This window comes from Sulfobacillus sp. TH-112 (assembly GCF_057473405.1).
On sequence record NZ_JBYCKN010000026.1, the window covers coordinates 1 to 19,850 of the forward strand.

15 protein-coding genes are annotated in these 19,850 nt (G+C 53.6%); 3 read left to right on the forward strand and 12 right to left on the reverse strand.

Going from position 1 to position 19,850, the window contains the following annotated elements; translation table 11 throughout:
- On the forward strand, nt 1–732 hold a 732-nt coding region (locus ACOJWD_RS01770; RefSeq protein WP_486991507.1), incomplete at its 5' end, for a GNAT family N-acetyltransferase.
- A 71-nt stretch (nt 733–803) separates the two neighbouring features.
- Here the strand turns inward: ACOJWD_RS01770 and ACOJWD_RS01775 are convergent.
- From ACOJWD_RS01775 to wecB, 8 genes are read right to left on the reverse strand one after another with little or no spacing between them, the layout of a single operon-like run.
- On the reverse strand, nt 804–1,970 hold the full coding sequence (locus ACOJWD_RS01775; RefSeq protein WP_486991508.1) for a glycosyltransferase family 4 protein: 1,167 nt from the start codon (nt 1,968–1,970) through the stop codon (nt 804–806).
- A complete protein-coding gene (locus ACOJWD_RS01780) occupies nt 1,927–3,384 on the reverse strand; it encodes an O-antigen ligase family protein (RefSeq protein WP_486991509.1) in 1,458 nt (485 codons plus the stop codon). The genes ACOJWD_RS01775 and ACOJWD_RS01780 overlap by 44 nt, the downstream gene beginning before the upstream one ends.
- Complete coding sequence (locus ACOJWD_RS01785) at nt 3,342–4,130, reverse strand: WecB/TagA/CpsF family glycosyltransferase (RefSeq protein ID WP_486991510.1); 789 nt, start codon at nt 4,128–4,130, stop codon at nt 3,342–3,344. Before ACOJWD_RS01785 ends, ACOJWD_RS01780 begins: the two co-directional genes overlap by 43 nt.
- On the reverse strand, nt 4,124–5,881 hold the full coding sequence (locus ACOJWD_RS01790; protein ID WP_486991511.1) for a heparinase II/III family protein: 1,758 nt from the start codon (nt 5,879–5,881) through the stop codon (nt 4,124–4,126). Before ACOJWD_RS01790 ends, ACOJWD_RS01785 begins: the two co-directional genes overlap by 7 nt.
- Entirely contained in the window at nt 5,878–8,073 is a 2,196-nt protein-coding gene (locus tag ACOJWD_RS01795; protein ID WP_486991512.1) for a bi-domain-containing oxidoreductase, read from the reverse strand. The genes ACOJWD_RS01790 and ACOJWD_RS01795 overlap by 4 nt, the downstream gene beginning before the upstream one ends.
- Nucleotides 8,063–10,030, reverse strand: coding sequence for an asparagine synthase (glutamine-hydrolyzing) (gene asnB / locus ACOJWD_RS01800; RefSeq protein ID WP_486991513.1), 1,968 nt, complete (start codon nt 10,028–10,030; stop codon nt 8,063–8,065). The genes ACOJWD_RS01795 and asnB overlap by 11 nt, the downstream gene beginning before the upstream one ends.
- Before the next feature lie 22 nt (nt 10,031–10,052).
- Complete coding sequence (locus ACOJWD_RS01805; protein WP_486991514.1) at nt 10,053–11,321, reverse strand: nucleotide sugar dehydrogenase; 1,269 nt, start codon at nt 11,319–11,321, stop codon at nt 10,053–10,055.
- Nucleotides 11,318–12,409 (reverse strand): non-hydrolyzing UDP-N-acetylglucosamine 2-epimerase, encoded by a 1,092-nt coding sequence (gene wecB, locus ACOJWD_RS01810; RefSeq protein ID WP_486991515.1) that lies wholly within the window; start codon nt 12,407–12,409, stop codon nt 11,318–11,320. The genes ACOJWD_RS01805 and wecB overlap by 4 nt, the downstream gene beginning before the upstream one ends.
- Before the next feature lie 260 nt (nt 12,410–12,669).
- On the opposite strand from wecB, the gene ACOJWD_RS01815 reads away from it, so the two are divergent.
- Complete coding sequence (locus tag ACOJWD_RS01815; RefSeq protein WP_486991516.1) at nt 12,670–13,455, forward strand: HAD family hydrolase; 786 nt, start codon at nt 12,670–12,672, stop codon at nt 13,453–13,455.
- Nucleotides 13,456–13,577: 122 nt separating this feature from the next.
- Here ACOJWD_RS01815 and ACOJWD_RS01820 read toward each other — a convergent pair whose 3' ends face one another.
- The 4 genes from ACOJWD_RS01820 to ACOJWD_RS01835 all read right to left on the reverse strand — a co-directional run bounded on the left by ACOJWD_RS01820 (nt 13,578) and on the right by ACOJWD_RS01835 (nt 19,309).
- Entirely contained in the window at nt 13,578–15,359 is a 1,782-nt protein-coding gene (locus tag ACOJWD_RS01820; RefSeq protein WP_486991517.1) for a DUF4012 domain-containing protein, read from the reverse strand.
- Nucleotides 15,360–15,895: 536 nt separating this feature from the next.
- On the reverse strand, nt 15,896–18,067 hold the full coding sequence (locus ACOJWD_RS01825) for an MMPL family transporter (protein ID WP_486991518.1): 2,172 nt from the start codon (nt 18,065–18,067) through the stop codon (nt 15,896–15,898).
- Between the two features lie 268 nt (nt 18,068–18,335).
- Nucleotides 18,336–18,794 carry a hypothetical protein gene (locus ACOJWD_RS01830; protein WP_486991519.1) on the reverse strand — a complete coding sequence of 153 codons (459 nt, stop codon included), beginning with the start codon at nt 18,792–18,794 and terminating at the stop codon, nt 18,336–18,338.
- Nucleotides 18,788–19,309 (reverse strand): COG4315 family predicted lipoprotein, encoded by a 522-nt coding sequence (locus ACOJWD_RS01835; RefSeq protein WP_486991520.1) that lies wholly within the window; start codon nt 19,307–19,309, stop codon nt 18,788–18,790. The genes ACOJWD_RS01830 and ACOJWD_RS01835 overlap by 7 nt, the downstream gene beginning before the upstream one ends.
- A 375-nt stretch (nt 19,310–19,684) precedes the next feature.
- Here ACOJWD_RS01835 and ACOJWD_RS01840 point away from each other — a divergent pair.
- The coding region (locus tag ACOJWD_RS01840) for a transposase (protein ID WP_486991521.1) at nt 19,685–19,850 on the forward strand (166 nt) is incomplete at its 3' end.

Genomic DNA, 19,850 nt, shown 5'->3' on the forward strand with positions numbered 1-19,850 from the left:
GATCTTGTGCGAGAGATGGGAAAGCGATATGCTTTGGTCCGTCTAAGGAACACCTCGATACCCACGGCCGTGATGGCAAACATGTGGAGTAGGGCTACAGCGAGCACCTTCGGGGAATTTTCGTCTTACACCGCCTTGAATCCCATCGTCGACACCCGGCATATTGAATGGCAGGAATACGACCGTCTTACTCTCACCAAGAAAATGCGCTACGCCCTCAAGCGAGCAAAGAAACACGGTCCGACACAATATCGGCTCATCACCGAAAGCACTGACGTGGACCCCTTCCTTGACCAGTTCTTCAAAATACATACCCAGAGATGGTCTCGTGATGGGCTAGACGGTATTGCATATAGCCAACACCACCAGCAATTTCTTCGCGAGCTCGCCCATCACTTAATGGCTCAATCGAAGTTACACCTGGCCCTTATATCTATCAACGATGAACTAGCCGCATGCACGTTCGGATTCCACGATCGAGGAGAACTGTATTGCTACACGAAAGCCTTTAATCCCGCACTGAGCCGCCTGTCTCCCGGCACCCTCATGGTGTACCACCTCCTAAAAAACGAATACCGCAATTACCGCACCATTAATTTTATGGTGGGTTCTCACGACTACAAATATCACTGGGCCAACGATGAGTTCACTTCGATCACCTATACACTTTTTCGCACCCCAGTCCATCGCCTCATCCATCACTACCTTCAAAAATCGGAGAGCACGACCTAAGGCATCTCGTGGAGCCTATTCTCCAATAATACGTCCGACCGCCATTCCTGACAGCAGAGCGTCCCAGCCACTCAGCGAAGCACTTTCTCTGCCGCAGGTGAAATACGTCCTCTGCGCTCCTCCTCTGGGAAATACTCTTCCCGTATCACTGGCGGATTCTCTCCCCTCGCGACCGCTAAACAGAGTTGAATCATTTCGCTGGCGGTCGTGTCCCACGAGAACCTCCCGGCGCGCGTAAGTCCAAGTGCACTGGCGGCCTGCCAATCCTGTTCACTCTGAGCCCACATTTCGATCCAGTGAGCAGCAACGTCCGTGTTGGACACCACCACCCCTGCTAAACCCGCCACCTCCTGGAGAGACGCCTGGTCTGAAATGATCACGGGCACACCATAGGCCATCGATTCCAATATGGGAAATCCGAAGGACTCCACCGCCGACAAATTGATGGTTAACAGTGCATCTTCATAGAGCGTATATACCTCGTGTAAGGATCTCGCGCCCAGCAACACCACGGTCTCGTGTAATCCACGAGTACGAATGTCCTGGTTCAATGCGCCATGTGACGGACCATCCCCAACGATGTACACCGGGAGAGGCATCCCCTTTTCACGTAGCCGACTGGCAATCTCCACCACTCCCTCAAGATTTTTATACTTCCAGAGTGAATTGACGGCCAATATCCACCTTTTGCGATTGGGCACTCTTCTGGCTACCTCGGGAGCTCCGGGATAAATCACCACATGGGGTGGTAACCGTCGATAGTAATGATAAAATTCTTGTTGCTGCGCGTGAGACAAAAACACCAGGGCATCCGCCCTGGTGGTGGTCATCCAAAGCATCATTCGGCGATAGATGGCTTTCAACGCCCCTAACTCCTCGGGAAAATGTTTGAAAGTTAACACCGACTGAGCAATCACGATTTGTTTGGTGGTTTTTAAAAGCGACGCAAAGTTCCCCGGTTGTAGCAAGATATCCACCCCGATGGCCTTGGCGTAGAGAGGCACCAACACATGGGTGCTCAATCCCCTTAATGGCGAAGGTGTGGTAGGAAAAGCGATTGTCTTTATCCCCAATCTCTGATAATAGCGCCGATCCGCACGAGGACAAAACACCGTCAGACGATCCCCCGACCGGGTCAAATCACGGGAAAGTCGTGGAATCAACTCGATTAAAAAGGTCGCTCCTCCTCCGGGATTATTGATCACGCTCTGGTAGGTTCCGTCCACTGCCAAATGCATTGTCTGCCCCTCCTATAACCATCCATGTGAGTCCAAAACCGATAATGCTCCAGACAATTGCCGACATATACGGTCCCTCTAAAACCACCTCAACCCCGGTGTTGATGGCCCATAGGCTCATCAAACCGATCACCGAATAGAGAGCCGGATGACATCGAATATTGCGCGCGAAGGTACGCCATAGCTTGATCACCATCCACCAAAAGGGAATAGCAGCCCAAATTCCGTACCACTGAAGCATCTGTAAATAGGAATTGGATAGCGCCACCGTGTTCAACGCATATCCGGTGGTATTAACCCCTCCATATCCCAACGCAATCAGTTGAATTGGCATCCAACCCTGACCCACACGTATGGCTAGGGGATTAGCGAGAAATTGGCGAAACGCCTCGCCCCAAATAATCATTCTCCAACGATTGTTGGCGACCTGCGAATAGGATCCGCTGAACGATGTTACACTGCCGATATCGTGGATTAAATGCGTCAGCAAGGCCGCATCAAAAATGGCCACGCCCACGGCAGCCAAAATGAGCACGGCCGCGAATACCGCTAACTGGTAGCGTACGCGATGTCGATGTCTGGAATCGGAAATCGCCCCCGATCCAATAGCTAATACCGCTAGTCCCACAAAAAACCCTATCCACGGTCCCCGCGCCCCACCGTCAAAGAGCGCCACGAGATTGATCAAAATGGCGAGCCACACGACGCGAGACGATACCGCCTTAAAGTCCCACGAAATGGCCACCAAAATAATGCTGCCCGCAACCGCTTCACTGGTAGCGGGTACTTGAATGGATCGGGTCACCAGATACAGCAAAGGCACCAAGAAAGCCACGACAATCCCCAACCGCTCAGCGCGATGACGATTGAGGTGCACTCTCATGATGGTAAAGATGGAGTAGGCGAGCGGAATGAACATCATATAATAAAGTTCTGCGGAATCGCGCATTACGGAGACGGCCGAAAACCGGAACAGGTTGATGGCAGCCGACACGACGCACACTAGCATGATTAGGAGGAACGGGGTACGGATAACCGCCGGAATGAGAAACTTGCGTTGAGCGACGAGCAACATGGCGAGGATGAACATTGTCACTTCGGTAATATATAGCGGCGGCTTCCCCAATACAATGTGGCTAAAGGCGCGATTGGCCAAGATTTCCCCTAAGAGGAGCAAGCTAAAGGTCACGACCGTCAACAGTTGAATATTGCGAATGGCCACGATGATCGCGAAAACAATGACCAGTAGGCCAATGAGCCCCCAAAGCGCGTCAATTCCCTTGAGAGCCAATATCCCGAGCAAAGCCCCTGTTAAAAGAAGCAATACGATGTTCATTGACCAATGGACAATGCTTCCTTGACTGACCCGCATCATTTGTCGCCCCATTCCTGGGGTCGACCATTCTTGATCCATAGTCCCCACAGATATAAAAAGCGGACATTCCCAAAGATATATCGTCTCCACATCCGCAGGGGCTCTTGTAAGAAGCGGAAGAACCACTCCAAACCAAATCGTTGCAAGATCACCGGAGCGCGTCGGGTGGTTCCCGCCCAGACATCAAAAGCACCTCCCACACCCATCACCAGCTTGCTCCCCATCCGATGCAATTGGGTATAAGCGAGTAATTCCTTTTTCGGTGTATTCATGCCAAGAAATACGATATCGGGATGCCATGCCGCCATACTGTCACAGATCGCCTCTTCTTCATCAGCTGCGAAATAGCCGTTGCGACCCGCAAGTGCGCCGAGACCGGGATATCTCGCTTGAATGTGCTGCAAAGTCTGGTGGACGACAGCCTCTGTCCCTCCCAAAAGATAGACGCGCCAAGCGTAGCGGTTGGCCTCTTCGAGAAGGTCTGACATCAAGTCGATACCTGTCACTCGCTCAGGAATCGGCACACCTGATAGGCGCCCAAACCACACAATAGCCTGTCCATCGGCACTCACAATATCGGCGGCAGCGATGGCCTCGCGCAGTGCCGCATCTGCATGGTAACTCGCCACCTTGCCGGCATTGATTACCGCATGCGTCAGCGGCGTTTGGCCGCTCATCATGAGCTCGACAATACGCTCACGAGTGGCCTGGCGCGTGAGGCAGTCGACATAACACCCCATAAATGCGTACTTATCGGAAACGCTGACGATCTGTTTTTCTAGCATTCCACCACCTCCCAATCGATGCGATCCGAAGCGTCGCATAAGAGTGTCAAGCCGCTCTTGCCTCCCCCACCGAAAGACGGAATGGTCATGCTCCGTGAGGATATCTTGGCCGTCGACGTCAATGACAGTCGACACGCATTGAGTGTGGCGATACCCCGATATGGCGTCAGAGCCTCCCAAGTCCAACTGGCGGGCATGGTGAGCGCCACACGGACGGGCCGCCCGCTTGCGTCGTCGCTCACCCGAATCGTGTGCCCTTCAGCCACAATTGTTCGATGAAATACGCCATCTTCGCTTGTGACAATCATCCGTACGACTTCATGGGAGAGGGCGTCATAGGTAATATGAAATCTCTGAGGCACGCGCTCCCATGTAAAAGGGCCAATGAGTGCACTCGTGTCCTCCATATTTGAGGTGGGTCGGTTGTGTGCGTGCGCTTCCATTAACGACTTGCGTAAATCCATATTATAGAAATATCCACCGGTGCCACCGTCAACCAGAAACCAGTGGCCCCGAAACCCCAGATAAAGGCTTCCACCATCATCATGCACATGGGCATATAGTGGTCCCAGCCCGCTCGGCGCTCCATCAACAATGAGCCGATACGCTTCGGTGCGCACTACCACCAGTCCATCAAAGGTTTGTATTGATAGTTCGGGATGAAATTCCATTAAAGACGGCAGCGGCACCCAGGGGCTCGTATGAGCCCCGGCCAATATCTGTTCCCATTTCATCGTCCGAGCGGGAAACCGCACAATCTGTCCTTCGTCATCATCCCCAAACTGACAGAGTCCGTCTTCCATCGTCAGCGCGGAAATGACTTGTCGCATTGGCGTGACCAGCCCATCGAGCTGCACCGTCTTTGTGTGACGGGCTTTCAGGGCGCTCTGTACATGGATCGCGGCCTCAGTGACCAGCAAATGATAATGACTGCTCATTTCACAATGCAGTCCCGTGACCGTGGTCTGACGGTCTAATTCCTTAGTAAAGCGACCCCCGTACTCGTCCATCTGATCATCGGTATCCGAAAAGGTCCAATAGCCATGGGCCACGACCAATCCCATGAGTTCCACTAATAGGTGATTGTTAGCGGACGATCCGAACGACAAGTGCCGCGCCACATATTGCGTATGAATAGCGACTTGTCGTCCAATACGGTCCACCACGTGGGGCGCGGCGTGACGGACCATCCGAGCCACCCACGTCAAGTTCACGATCCGGATAGCGACCTCCATGGCACTGACCCAATTGGGTCCCATCCCTACGGGATTATACGCAACCCAATCATCCAGAAGCCGGATGATTTCATCAAGATACCGCTTCTCTTGACTCATCCAAAAAGCTTGTGCCAATACCGTAAGATCGTGAAATCGATTTAATTCCCAGGTGAGGCGAATCTCCGTTCCTAGTTGCCGATAGTTGATACGGTAGCTCGGCACGATGGGCCATTTCTCCTGCGTCGCAGGATCTGCACACCAATTCCACGACGAGGATGGCGTCCATCCCAACCCCAATATCCAACGATCCCCTTGCCGCACGCGCTCCGCCACATCAAGAATGGCTAAATCAGGGCGCTTGGCCTCTTTCATGAATTCGAAAGGCAGCATCACCTCATGGCGTAGATAGGCCTCTGCCTGACTCGACTGCAATCCACGAATAATCCACGGCGCCAGAATCCTATCATAGGTCTTTCCTCCGAGTTCTTGAAATGACATCCGCCGCGCACGTTTTAGGTACCATGAGACTCTCATGGCATCCTCACTGACCGCGGCTCTCGCGCATGGAGACTATCGATCACCGCCAAGGTGGCCACCGCGCTCATCACTTGTTCGAAGGGAGGGATGGGCATCTCACCGCCAGTACGTAGAGCAGCAAGCCATGCCTCGAGCTCTGCGCGTTGCCCCTTATCCGTGCCGCGGACCACCTCCGTTTTTCCACCGCGTACCAAGATACTCTTCTTGAAGTCGTCGATTTCGCCATAGATGCCATCCGCGAACATCTCAATCCGTTCTTTTCCGACCGTCGGGTCCCCTTTAGCCGTATAAATAATGGTGCTGATAGAGCCATCGGCATGCGACAGCACGGCCGTCACGTTGTCCTCGAGGTCTCGACCGTAATCGACGCCACCCGGTCCCTGACTAAATACCGACTGAATCTGACTACCGGTTAAGGCTTGAGCCAGGTCAACAAAGTGGCACACCTCGCCAATAATGCGTCCTCCTCCCACCGTTTTGTCTTGAATCCAATGCTCGCGGTCAATCGCCCCAGCGTTGACGCGCATAGTCACTAAAGCGGCGCCTGCCCGATCGCCAAATCCGTCCTTTAAGAGACGCGTATGGCGTGAAAACCGTCGATTGTAGCCCACCATGAGCCTGGGATTGCTCTTAAGATCTTGCGCGATGACTCGTACTTCCTGGTCGGTGATAGCTAAGGGTTTTTCCACAAAGACCGCCTTCTGATGCCCCAGGGCTTCATGGACGAGTCGACCATGCTCGCGATGGGAGGTGGCAATCATGAGTGCCGCGGTGGTGGGATCTTGCATCAGGTCGTCAAGATCTCCCGTGGAAAATGCAAATCCGTGACGGCGGCGAAAGTCCTCAGCGGATAAGCCCCCCGCACTTATCACCCCGCGAAGGTTAATCCGTTTGGTCGCTCGCAAGATCGGCATCAGGACTCCGCCCATGTAGCTTCCCGCGCCAATGACACTGACACCCAGCGAATCCACGGGGGTCTTTGTCACCGCAGGGTATTTCTTTTCGTACCAAGGCCATGAGCGCGGACGATCATCCTCACTGACATAGTCCAGCACTATCGAAAGCGCCTGTCCCGATTTGAGAGCCTCGTACCCCGCTGTGACCTGATCGATCGGCAGGCGATGACTCACTAAGGATTTGAGGTTAAGACGTCCATCAGCGATGAGTCGCAAAATTTCACTCATATTACGTTGTTCCGTCCATCGAACATAGCCAATCGGATAGTCATGGCCGCCCTCCTCATATTGGCGGTCATATCGCCCGGGACCATAGGAACGGGAGAGTCGAAGCTCAATTTCCTTTCGATAGAAGATCTCGCGCGGCGCCTCTAGCGGCACATCACCCACCACCACCACGCGCCCACGATCACGCAGCAGTTCGGCGGCCATAGCCAAAAATCCCCGCGAGGCCGAGGCCGCGGTAATCACCACCACATCGAACCCCATGCCCTGGGTTAATCCTCGAATGACACCTTGACTGATATTTTCTGGCGAGAGCGCGCGATGAGCCCCGAGCGACTCCGCCAGACGACAACGCTGCGTGTTGGGCTCAATCCCTGTAACCACACACCCACTGGCTCGGAGTAACTGTACCGAGAGTAATCCCATTAATCCCAGACCAACCACCGCGACCCGCTCGCCAATGTGGACGTCGGCCTGTCGCACACCTTGTAGGGCAATCGCGCCCACGGTAGCGAAAGCGGCGTCAGCATAGTCCACAGAGTCTGGTATCGGTACCACCAGATTCTTCGGGACAAAGACATATTCCGCATGGTTTGCATAGCCCGCGCCCCCGCACGCCACACGATCCCCAACCACCACTCCAGAGACCCCTTCACCCACACCCACTACGACACCCGCAGCCGAATATCCCATGGGGCTATAGGCATTCAGCTTATTAAAGGCCTTGGCCAGTCCGCTCTGTATTCCATCACGCTTGACCTGGGCAATCACCTTGTGGACTTGGTCTGGGCGCGCAAGTGCCTTCCCTAAGAGATTCTTTTTCGCCAAGACCACCTTGGATCGCTCGGTTCCAGCGGATACCACAGAACTCATGGTATGGACCAAGACACCCCCTGCTTTCAATTGCGGTATGGGCACCTCCACCACCGAAAGAATGCCCGAACGGAAGTTTTGTGTCACTTGCTGCATAGAATGAGGCGTTCGGATAAGCACGGTATCAATTGCCATAAACGACATCTCCTCCCGTAGTTGTCGCATCAAAAAGCACTGAGGGATCATCGACATAGGTTCGAAACCACTGTTCCAGCACCATCAATGCATATAATTGCAGTCCGTAGTCTTCTCTCCCAGACCGATGCCGTTGTCTCAGGCCCATCACATAGGCAGGGTTGACTACACCACGTCGTCTAATGACATCCTCGTCCAGTAATTCTTGAATGAGCGGGTGATGTTGTCGTGCCATCCAAGCGCGCACCGGGGCGCCAAACCCGCTCTTCTTTCGCGCGATAATGTCCTCCGGCACCCCCATCAATCCAGCCGCTTTGCGGATTCCATATTTCCCGATTCGACCATAAAGGCGCGCCGACGACGGTAACTGCGCCGCCAAATCCACCATCGCCGACGACAAAAATGGCACCCGGACTTCGATCGAAGCCGCCATTGAGGCGCGATCGGTATACGCCAAATTCAAACTAGGCAAAAAGGTCATCGCATCGACATAGGCCATCTGGTCCAACGGATCTAGACCCTCAACGTCTCGAAAAAGCTCGAGGTGCCGAGCCCATGGGTCAGCTCCACACCATGTCGGCATGAGCGCATTGGGTAAATCTTCACGATCCAGGTAACTTTCAAAGGTGATGAAAATATCCGCCATGTTCGTCCCCGACGCACGGCAATACTTTTTGGCCTGACGTAGCATCCCCATCATTGGCCAAGGCTGGGACGACGGCATATAGGAAAGCAGAGTTCGCGTTATCTTTTGAGTCGACGATGGCAATTTACCCCAGGAATGCATGGCCGATAGGGTGGCCCAATATCTTGCATATCCTCCCCAAATCTCTTCGGCACCCATTCCGCTCAGCATCACCCGCGCCCGTGGTTGTACTGCTCGCGCAATCAGGAGCGTGGAAATAGCCGCCGGATCACCAATGGGGTCGTCAAGCCATCGAACAATTTCGGGCAAAAGGTCTAAAGAAGCATCTTCAAGAAAGGTTTCATGATAATCCAGGTTACGCGGTAACTGGGATAGCGCATGACGCGCATACAACACATCACTGGGCGCAATGTCATATTTTTGGTCTTTCGGATGAAATCCTACGGTTTCGGTCATCACCGGGCTGCTGGATTCGCGTGCCATTTCAGCAATAATCGCCGTCGAATCCAGCCCACCGCTAAAGAACGCCCCGATGGGCACGTCACTGACCATGTGCGAGCGAATTGCCGCCGCCAACGTATCGCGGACTACGGGACCAATATCGGCATCGCTAATTTGTTGTTTGCTGGCAAAACGCGACTTGAAATCGTAATAGCGATAGAGACCTTGCCTTCGACCGGCCCGATAGATCGCATAGTGACCGGCCGGCAATTTATCAATGTACTGAAACATGGTATGCGGTTCGGGTATCCAGAGAAAGGTTAAGTATTCCGCAATCGATTCGACGCGGAGCGTTCTATTGATCCCCGGTTGGCGCAACAACACCTTCAGTTCCGATGCAAACGTCAGTCCCTTCGACGGCTCTTCAGCGATATATAACGGTTTGATTCCTAAACCATCGCGGGCCAACACTAAGGTCTCGGTCTTCGCATCCCAAATACCGAGAGCAAACATTCCATCTAATTTCGCAAACAGTTCCTCACCCCAGTGGAGAAATCCTTGAAGGACCACTTCGGTATCTGTTTGAGATTGAAAGTTGGTAGATGCTTGAAGTTCTCGACGTAAGGCGCGGAAATTATAAATCTCCCCATTCAATACAATGGTATACCGCCCGTCAGCAGTACTCATCGGTTGATGTCCTGCACTGGAGGGATCCAGGATCGCAAGACGGGTTTGTAACAATTCCATCCGCCCAGCCCGAGTGGACAAAAGTATCTGGCCCCAATCATCAGGCCCGCGATGATTGAGTAATTGTCGGGTCTCCGGATGAAGGCCGGTGTATAATCCCCACCGCCCCGCTATGCCACACATGAGTCCACCCCCGTAAACGACCTCATAACACTTGCGCGCGCACGCGCCCGCTAGATGAAACCGTAGCGATGGAGATACCGCATGCTTCCCACCGCTCAGTATCAAGAATTCCTGGAGCGTCCAATACCCGCACATCGCCGCGGGCCTGTTGAATCAGGTGATCCTCTAGTTGGTAATAGGCGCTATGGCCCGTAGCAACAACCACGGCGTCAGCCCAAGGAAAGAGTGCTTCAAGGGGTTCCGTCTGCCACTTTTCCAGAGACGAGACCAATGGATCGTGCACCCGCACTTGTGCTCCTTCGGATTCGAGGAGGGTCAAAAAGGCGCGTGACGGACTTTCACGCGCATCGTCTACATCGGCTTTATAGGCCAAGCCAAGCACCGCCACCCGTCTTTGCAACAATGACCCCTCCAACATCTTTTTCAACAGATTTAATACAAAGACGGGCTGTGCATCATTGACTTGACGGGCTGTTCGAATGAGTTGTGCTTCCTCTGGACAGGATTGCACGATAAACCAGGGGTCGACCGCGATGCAGTGTCCACCTACCCCTAATCCCGGACTCAAGATGTTTACGCGCGGGTGTTCATTGGCAATCGTTAAGGCTTCCTGCGCGGAAATCCCTAAGTGATCGCAAACCTTGGCAAATTCATTGGCCAGTGCAATGTTGACATCACGGTAGGTGTTCTCCATTAACTTGGCGATTTCAGCAATTGATGCCTCGGTTTCACGAATCTTACCCGCCACAAAACTGTGATAAATTTCGGCGGTCTTCCTAGTGGCTTCGGTAGACAATCCCCCGATAATTCGCCCATTGTGCTTGAGCTCATGAAGAAGATTTCCGGGCAATACGCGCTCTGGTACATGAGCGTACAAGGCACGAGGCTCACCAATCCACTCGGCCAAGTCTTTGGTTGTCCCGGGAGGAACCGTTGACTCCAAGACCACAATATTTCCGGGTTTAACCAAAGGCGCAATGTGCCGGGCCACCTCGTGAATGGCCGAAACATCCGCCCGGCCGCTAGAGCCAATGGGCGTCGGTAAGGCGAGAATATAAGCATCCGCCGCCATCGGCATCTCACAGAAAACAATCGAACCCAGTTGACGGGCGTGATGATATAACGCATTGAGTCCTTTTTCTGGAGAGTCAAACGTTCCCGACTTGAGTTTCTCGATGAGCTGCCCTTTGATATCGCATCCAATAACGGTGTGGCCTGAGACAGCCAACATCAAGGCGGTCGGCAGTCCCACATAGCCCATCCCAATCACACAAATTTTCGTGACAATCACCCTCCAACGGCGCCCGACTCCGTAGCGAGGACGGACGTCGAATAACCGGTTAATATACTGGCAATTTGTAGAGAGGTTCGGCCGTCCCCATAAGGACTTCCCTGTCGAAAAGGCAGTTCTCCGTTGAGCGCCCGTAAGGCCATATTGAAAATGTGCTCTTCGTCAACGCCAACCAGATAGCCATAGCCGCCATCGACAACTTCTGGTCGCTCCGTGGTTTGACGCGCGATGAGTATCGGGATCCCGAGCACCGGAGCCTCCTCCTGCAGTCCCCCCGAGTCGGTGATGACTAAGTCGGCCGTCTTCAATAGGCCAATCCAAGGGAGATAGTCTACCGGTTCTATCAATCTCACCGCAGAGCGGGCGAGCCAAGCGTGCGCTGCATCCGCCACGATCGGATTGGCGTGAACTGGTAACAGCACTTCAACGCCTTCCTCGGCAATGCGGACGAACGCCTTAAATATCCCTTCTAAGTACGGGAAGTTTTCCCTCCGATGGATGGTCGCCACCACTCTTTTGCCAGTCGATGCGCGGGTTCCGTCAGCCCGATCGGCAATGGCGTACAACGCATCCACTACTGGGTTGCCGGTAAGAAAGATTTCACCCAATACGTGTTCGTCGCGCAGATTGCGAACCGCTCGCACGGAGGGCGCAAAATTCATCGCGGCAATGGAGGCGATGACCCGCCGATTGGCTTCTTCCGGAAAGGGCGAATCTAACTGCTGAGTCCTTAGGCCTGCTTCCACATGTGAAACCGGGATACCGAGATAAAAAGCCGCTAATGCCGAGGCGACCGCCGTCATGGTATCTCCCTGCACCACGATGTGGTCGGGACGGACATGCGTCAGCACCCGCGACACCCGAGAAATCATGTGCGCCATGAGAGCTCCCAACGACTGACGCGGTCGAAGAATTTCTAGTTGATAATCGTCGCACACATTGAAGAGCGACATGACCTCGGGCATGAGCGCTTGATGTTGGCCGGTGTTAATCACCGTCACTGTCACGCCAAAATCACGCAGTGCGTGAATCACCGGAGCGAGCTTGATTGACTCTGGGCGTGTCCCATAAATCACCGCGATTTTCATTCCACCGATCTCTCCTATTCCCCAGTGACTCTCTCCGGCGCCAGCTTGTGTTCCAAATCCTATCTCTTGTGATTTAAAGAAGATCCAATGGACGTGGTCTCATCGAGATGCACTGGCCCTACTGTAATCTCGCCTGGCCTACTCGAATATCACCCATGAGGGTGAGATTTCACCTCATACCGTGATCGGGCGAGGGCGATATTTCTCTGGCGTTGAAAAGGGCGAGGCGGTGACTGACCGAAACCAGGGAAAGGCGGAAAATGCTCTTGGTTGACAGTGCCCCCAGCAGTGAACTACCGTCGTACACCGCCACCCCTGGCCGCAATCCGCTAAGTGTGGGTTCCCTAGGGAGACGTCTCTACGCTAAAATGAGGGACATATGCCGAATCTCTGGGCTCATCGTGAAGGAGGCGCTATCAGTCGCGATACAATACGTCTTAATGGATGTTGATGGGGTGGTCGTGCCGGGGCCGGGGATGCGTTTTGCTCGCCTCTTGAAAGAGAAATACCACCTGACCGAAGTCGCCACTGCACCATTTTTTCTAGGACCGTTCCAAGAGTGTCTGGTTGGAAAGGCTGATCTGCGTCTCGTCTTAGGACCTTACCTGCGACGGTGGCAGTGGCCGGGTCGCGAGGAGGACTTTATGGACGAGTGGTTTCGCTGCGAACATCAGCTTAACGAGGCCGTTCTGACCATCATGGACCGATTGCGAGCCGGGAACGTGGCAGTGTATCTAGCAACCAATCAGGAAGCGGCTCGCACCCAGTATCTCCTTCAGGCGATGGGACTGAACGCCCATGTGGATGGAGTCTTTGCTTCCTGCACGGTAGGGGCTATCAAACCCACGCCCCACTTCTTTGAGTCGATATGGGCCTCGTTGGACATGTCACCTGCAGAAGGCCTGCTCTGGGATGATAGTGAGTCCATTGTGCTGAAAGCGCAATCCTTGGGTCTACACGCCGAACTATTTAGGGATACAAAGCAATTTCTTGTGACCATGGCGCACTTCTTCCCGTGGCTTAACATCACCGATCTTGTCCCTTAAATGTGGGGCACACTAACCTCGGAACCCCTGTTATGACCATTTACCGATACTCTCCTAATGTAGGTCAACCCTCTGGCCACCCTGACACATTGTGATGCTTGTGCCTCGAGTTCACGATCACGTTACCAGTGGAAGTCGAGGTCAGAACGTTCCACTACGTTGGCCACGGTCATACCATTCTCCCGAACCACCAGTCGTTCCGATGGAACCCCCGGTTGTAGTTGCACCAGCAACTGGTGGGGATCGAGCCCCTTCGGCAACCAATAGCGCACCACCATCGTTTTTACGACTGGTGGGCTCTTTTCCGTCCTCTTATTACTGATATAGAATGTGCCCTCAAAAATGGTCTTGTTGACCCTTATATCCTCTACGGTCCGGTCATCATGCGTACCCGCCCCCGTCATCGAAATCAGGGTAGAGCCGTGCGGCACATAAATTTCCACCCAACCCGGATAGCCGACCGTCAGCCATCCATCAGCGACCACCGGCATCGTCCACGTAATGGCTGTCGTCACCAGGGTTTTTCCGTGTGTCGCGGCGAGTGAGGTGCTCACCTGTTGCTGTAAGAAATAATTATCTTTATGACCGCCCAGATTTTCGTCGACCACTTCCAAGTAATCGCCCGAAACACGGCGAGAAATAGCCCCGGCCCAACCCCATTGCCGTAATTTTGCCTCGGCCGACCTGTCGTTGACATAAAGCAATAGCTCTTTATGGTGTAAAGCCGCCCCCATAGTATGTAGGAGGGTAATCTCATTCGCCCCGCGTGCATTCATGGCCCGACGGACTAGTTCCGCCATAACCGCTCCAATAAACTGTTTGCGAATAGAGTGAGAGAGACCCGATTCCTCAGCAATATATTCCATTTTTACGTTAGCGTTATCGGCCGAGAGAATGATTCGCCGTCCTCCCGTGTAGAGCTTTGGGACGGTAAGCGGCCCGAATACTTGAAGCAGCGTGTCCACGAGACCGGTATTTACAAAAACAATGCCCTGAATCGGCCCCAACTGGTGATTCATCTTCAAAATGTCCTCAACAGTTCTCGCCACTTGCGGAACATCCGGGTTGTCGCTGGCATTTTCAAAACTTAAGAACCGTTGGCCGAAATAGTGTCGGAATGGAAATGGCGCTGGAATCGTCGACCGCATGGCCAATCGCGCGGTGTTAATAGGACTTACCGCCCCGATATGCCCGTCTTTAACCGTCAGCATGCCGTAGGCGGTAATGAGCCCTCCGGATGCCCGCAATTCACCGCTATTCTGGAACAGAATGAGGTAGTGCGCAGGTTTGCTGACGCCTAACAATCGTCCCCACCGTGTGGGATGATCGACAATGGTCGCGATAGTGTTAAGCATCGGCCTCCCGATTACACCCCAATGATGAAGCTGGATCGCAGGTCCCCTCATCGACTGGGGCAGCGCATCGGGTAAAATTGTCGTCGCATCAGCGGCGGCTTTTTGCCACGAGGACACAGAGGATTGAAGACTCCCTGCGAGCATTGGCCAATGCGCCATCACGCTGTCCACTGCAGCATGAGTGGACCCTGATTTCGAATCTCCCACAACGCGCAAAATTTGCGAGTGATCCGCCCCTTGGACGGCCAAATATAGAGTGTTTATCATGGAGTCGGCACTCGCATACGTATTCCTTACGTAAGGCCCCCAGGCGAGATAGTGAAGTCGGCCAAGAGCCATATCAGCGTTTTTCAGTGCAGGCAACAGTTGTGGCAAAAGCAACACAAGGCTCCGATCATGCTGAGCCCTTAAGTCCACTTTCACCTCAGCCACCATAGGATGCATCACATGCCATGCTCGATAAAGATGATAGACGGGAGAGAGTACAAAAAAATAGAACACTGCGGCCAGTAAGGTGGCAGCACTGAGAATTCCTATACGGCGCCTCATCAATGGTCGCTCCGGTAAAGAATGATGGCTCGTCCACAGGTGACTAATCTATATGGTATTGAAGCCATTTCGACAGAACCCCTTAGGTACATCAGTTCCAGTAAACACCCGTAGTGTATTAAAGGGCACTGTTGTCAAAAAGAGGGATTGCCCTTGAACTGAAAAGTATCTGGCCCCGTCGAGGTGGTGTATCATTCTTTTCACCCTATGCCGAGAACCACCAAGCCTGCCCTCCCCTGAGAGGTTAAAGGAACCCATCGAATTCAAAAAAATTCGGCACAAGTCGCCGTCACCATTTATCCGCCATAAAAGTCGTCTCCACACTCTTGCGCTCTACACTCAGCGTAACGTGCAATAACTCAAGCGGAACGAAGACGGCTTTAAGGAAAGTCCCGGTCGACACTCGGGCTCCCTTAAAGCCACCACTATCTTACAAATGCTGAAATACGCGGTGAATAATGACCGAAAGCCCAAATACCAATGGAACATCCCCAACCCGGTAGAGCAGATTTTGACACCGTCGTTATGCAGTTGACCTATAGAGAATAACCTTCGGGCAGCTCATCGTTTCCCACGGCCTCAGGCGGCCGACTCGGCCACATCGCACCATCCTGAAGTAGTGCCGTGATGGCTGGCACCAACATCGAGCGCACCAAGAAGGTATCCAGTAGTACACCAATTGCTGCCACCGAGCCAAATTCCAGCAAGATACGCAAAGGTAGCCCCGTTAAGACCGCAAAGGTTCCTGCCAGAATGAGGCCCGCAGCACTAATCACCGGCCCCGAGTTCCGAATCCCTCGGCGAATGGCCTCACGCATCGAATAATGTCTACGCTCTGCCCAGATTGCCGAGAGCATGAAGATGTTATAGTCCTCACCGAGCGCCACTAAGAATACAAATGCATATAAAGTAACCCCATCGGCCCATCCGGAAATTCCCATGAGGTTGTGCAAGAGTAACCAACCCGCTCCAAGTGCTGCAAAAAAGGAGAGTATGACGGTGGCAATCAGATATAGCGCCGCCACAATCGAGCGCAGATACGCTATCAGCAGAACGAAGATAATCGTCAGCACCAGAGGAATCACCCAACGGGTATCGTGCGCCACGGCAGCTGTGCTGTTGGCGTTTTGTGCGGTCGACCCTCCCAGATAGATTGCCGTGCCCGGACCCGCAGCGTTCTTTGCCGCTTGGCGGACTCCCGCCAAGTCCCCCATTGCCGCGTTGGAGAGAGGGTTTTGTCGCAAACTTACCGAATAGAGCGAAACCGTATGTCCGTCGTAGTGACCCTTTTGGGGAGCACTGACGGAGTAAACGGTATGCACGCGAAGCAAATCTCGACGAATGTTGCGGGTCGCCCCGGGCCCTTGTACAATCACCGATACCGGACTTAAAGACCCGGCCCCATCGGCATGCGCCACCAATTGATAGCCTTCTACGGAGGACGCGCTGGCAGGAAGCTCGCTCAACAAATTGGCGGTAGCATGAATGTGCAAGCTATTGAACGCCAGTGCCGCCAAGATGGCCGTCACCACGACCACCACACGCCAGGGGCGATGGGTCACCCAAGAGGCCATAATTCCTCGACTGCGCGGCTGTGATCGTCCCACGCGGGGGGTATACGGCCAAAACGCTGGCCGTCCGAGAAGACTCAGTAAGGCTGGGACTAGCGTCAGCGAGGCCACGGCCGTCACCCCAACACCAACCGCAAATGGGATGGCAAACTGGTGATCGGGCCCATATATCGATACCAGCAAGGTCAATAGTGCCAGAATCACCGTGCCGGCACTCATGGCCACAGCCGTAGCCACTTTCTGGTACGCGCCGCTCAATGCCCGAAGGGGACTCGACTCCTGCCAGAGGGCGTTACGATATCGCGACACCACAAATAAGGTATAGTCGGTGCCTACACCAAACATCAATACAATCATAATCGACACCGTTTCCGCATCCACCACAATCCAATGTGCCTTCACCATCATGGCCAAAATGGCCGAAGTTACCAAGTAACTCAATCCTACACTGGCCAGCGGAATCCAGGGCAAAATCGGAGAACGGTAAATCAGGAGGAGCAACACAAGAATCAACATTGTGGTCCCCGCCAACAAAATGACATCGGCATTACTGAAGAGACCCGCCGTATCGATAGCAATTCCCTCAGGTCCGGTGAGGCGAGCACTTAAGTGACCCGATGTGGTCGGTACCGTCAAAAGGTTAGTACCACTGGCATGATGCAGCGTACTTCCCAAATCGTGGGTGATCTGAGCCAGGATCTTACTGTTGCTGGAATTGGTAAAGGTGATGGGAATCACCAAGGTGCTGTGCTGAGCCTTTGCCAGTGACCGTAAAGCCGATGTCGACTGGTTAGCAAACGGGATCGCGCCTTTTTGCAACGGCAAGGGGTGCGTCTCCAGCGCGTGTAAACTCACCGCGATGCGCCGTAGACTGAGATTAGTCAATCCCCCACGCTGATAGAACACCAAGAGACCAGGAATGCCAGAGGCAGTGTGAAACGCGTGACTTTCAATGTGACCTGCCACGACCGAGGAGGCCGTGGAGGGCAATGACGCTGGATTTTGCGCCTCGACGGCGCTTAGCGAAGGGAACGCTACTGCCGCAACGACTGAGAGAGCCACCCAAATCGCCAATGTGATCCATCGCATCCGCCGTCCAGCAACCCAGCCCACTATGCGCTCCATCAAGGAATCCATTACATATCCTCCCTTATTAACCAACTGGTGAAAATAATAATTACCCGGAGTCGCCGTGTCAATCAATCATTTCTAGGGCTTGGCGACAGTACCTTCCGCAAATCATTCAGTTTTGAAGTCAGTTTGAAAGACTATGGGTATAGTAGAGCAGCGCAAAAAAAATTTTAGGAAGGACTAAAGTGGCAACGCACAAAATGACTGGCATTACACCCCCGGTGGGGCACCTCGAGAAGGGGAATGCTAAAGCATATCCCAAACGAGCTGCCCATTATCCGGCGGTGAAAGCCGCAGCTATTGTCCACATCAATGCCGCAACAAGAAATATAAAGACGCCATAGCCAAGTGCCACCGGGTTCGGCGCACTGAGAACGGACGACACCATACCCGCTACGTGAACAAAGACGATGGCCGAGAGGGCTGTCCCTAAAGAAACGGCGGCATACGCTAACGATATTCTGTCTCGCGCTCGAGCCATTGACAGGCGTTCTCCAAAGAGAGCGGTAGCCGCCAACAGCAAGGAAGCCACGAGCCACACCCACGAGAGAGGGCTCAAGCTGTACAGGGAATACGTTTTCAGTACTGCTGAGTGGCTTCCTCCACTTGGAGCCACCGCATAGAGCCACGGCAAGAATCCCGTCCCCACCGCGATAAGGGGCATCGCCACGCGCAGCACTATCAATAGGGTTCGAGAGCGAACGGACAGGTGTTGTTCCGCGCCCTCTACCATCCACTGCCTCCACCAGAGGCTGTACTAGGTGCCTTCAGATTCGGCGTGGCCACCCACCACTCTTTGAGGAACCCTTGACCCGACGTCTCCCCCGGTTTGGTGTCCCCTCGATAGGTGTACAGTAGATGCCCGTTATATGAGACTTGGCGCCCATGGGCATCTTTGACCACCGTGAGTTGTCCCGTGAGTCCAGCTGGTTCTGGAATCCGGGTTGACTGGGCCACCAAGGGAGGCCACAACGCCGAACAGCCGCCCGTGCAATGGGACACCTTCGGGGTATCCTTGGTGAAGTAGTACAGCGTGTAGCCCTTAGAATTCATCAGAACGCGTTCCTGCTTTCCCTTCACATTCACTAGGCCTGTCTTCACCAGACTGGCGTGTGATAGGTGCAAGGTTGGGGTGGCAGTGCTCGACGCCGCACTGCTGGAAGAGGATCCGCAACCCGCGGCGATAATCGCCACCGCTATGGCAGGAAGAATCTTGCGAAAACCTGGAGTGATGGAAAAGTGGCTCATGTGACATCTCTCCCTTCGTCAATGGAGACTGATAAACTGTGCGCTTTAACTGTCAATACGAAGATTCGCAGCGCCGAGATCACCAAAAGAGGGCGATTCAGAAAATTCCGGGACTATGAGTGTCGCACCGCGCGCGGGCGTTGCCAAGAAAGGATGCCATGACATAGTACTGAGATGCACCCAGAGGAAACCTCTATACGTTCTCCGTAGCGAAGATGATGCAATCCGTCATACGGTGTGAACGAAACGCGAACCGGTTATTTCCCCCCGTACAGATAGTCGACGTCATTTTAGGAAGTGAGGATATAAGAAGTATAGTGGTCCCCAGAATCTAGACAAATTTTAGGGGGGCTCAAGTGTTACACTGGACACGTCATGCCGAAGCAAAAACATCATACCGCCACGTTCAAGGCCCAAGTGGTACTGGAGATGCTCAAGGAAGAAAAAACGGTGACTCAAATCGCCGCCGAGCATCAAATTCACCCCGGCCAACTTCATCGCTGGAAGCGCCAAGCCCTCGAGAACTTTCCGCATCTGTTTA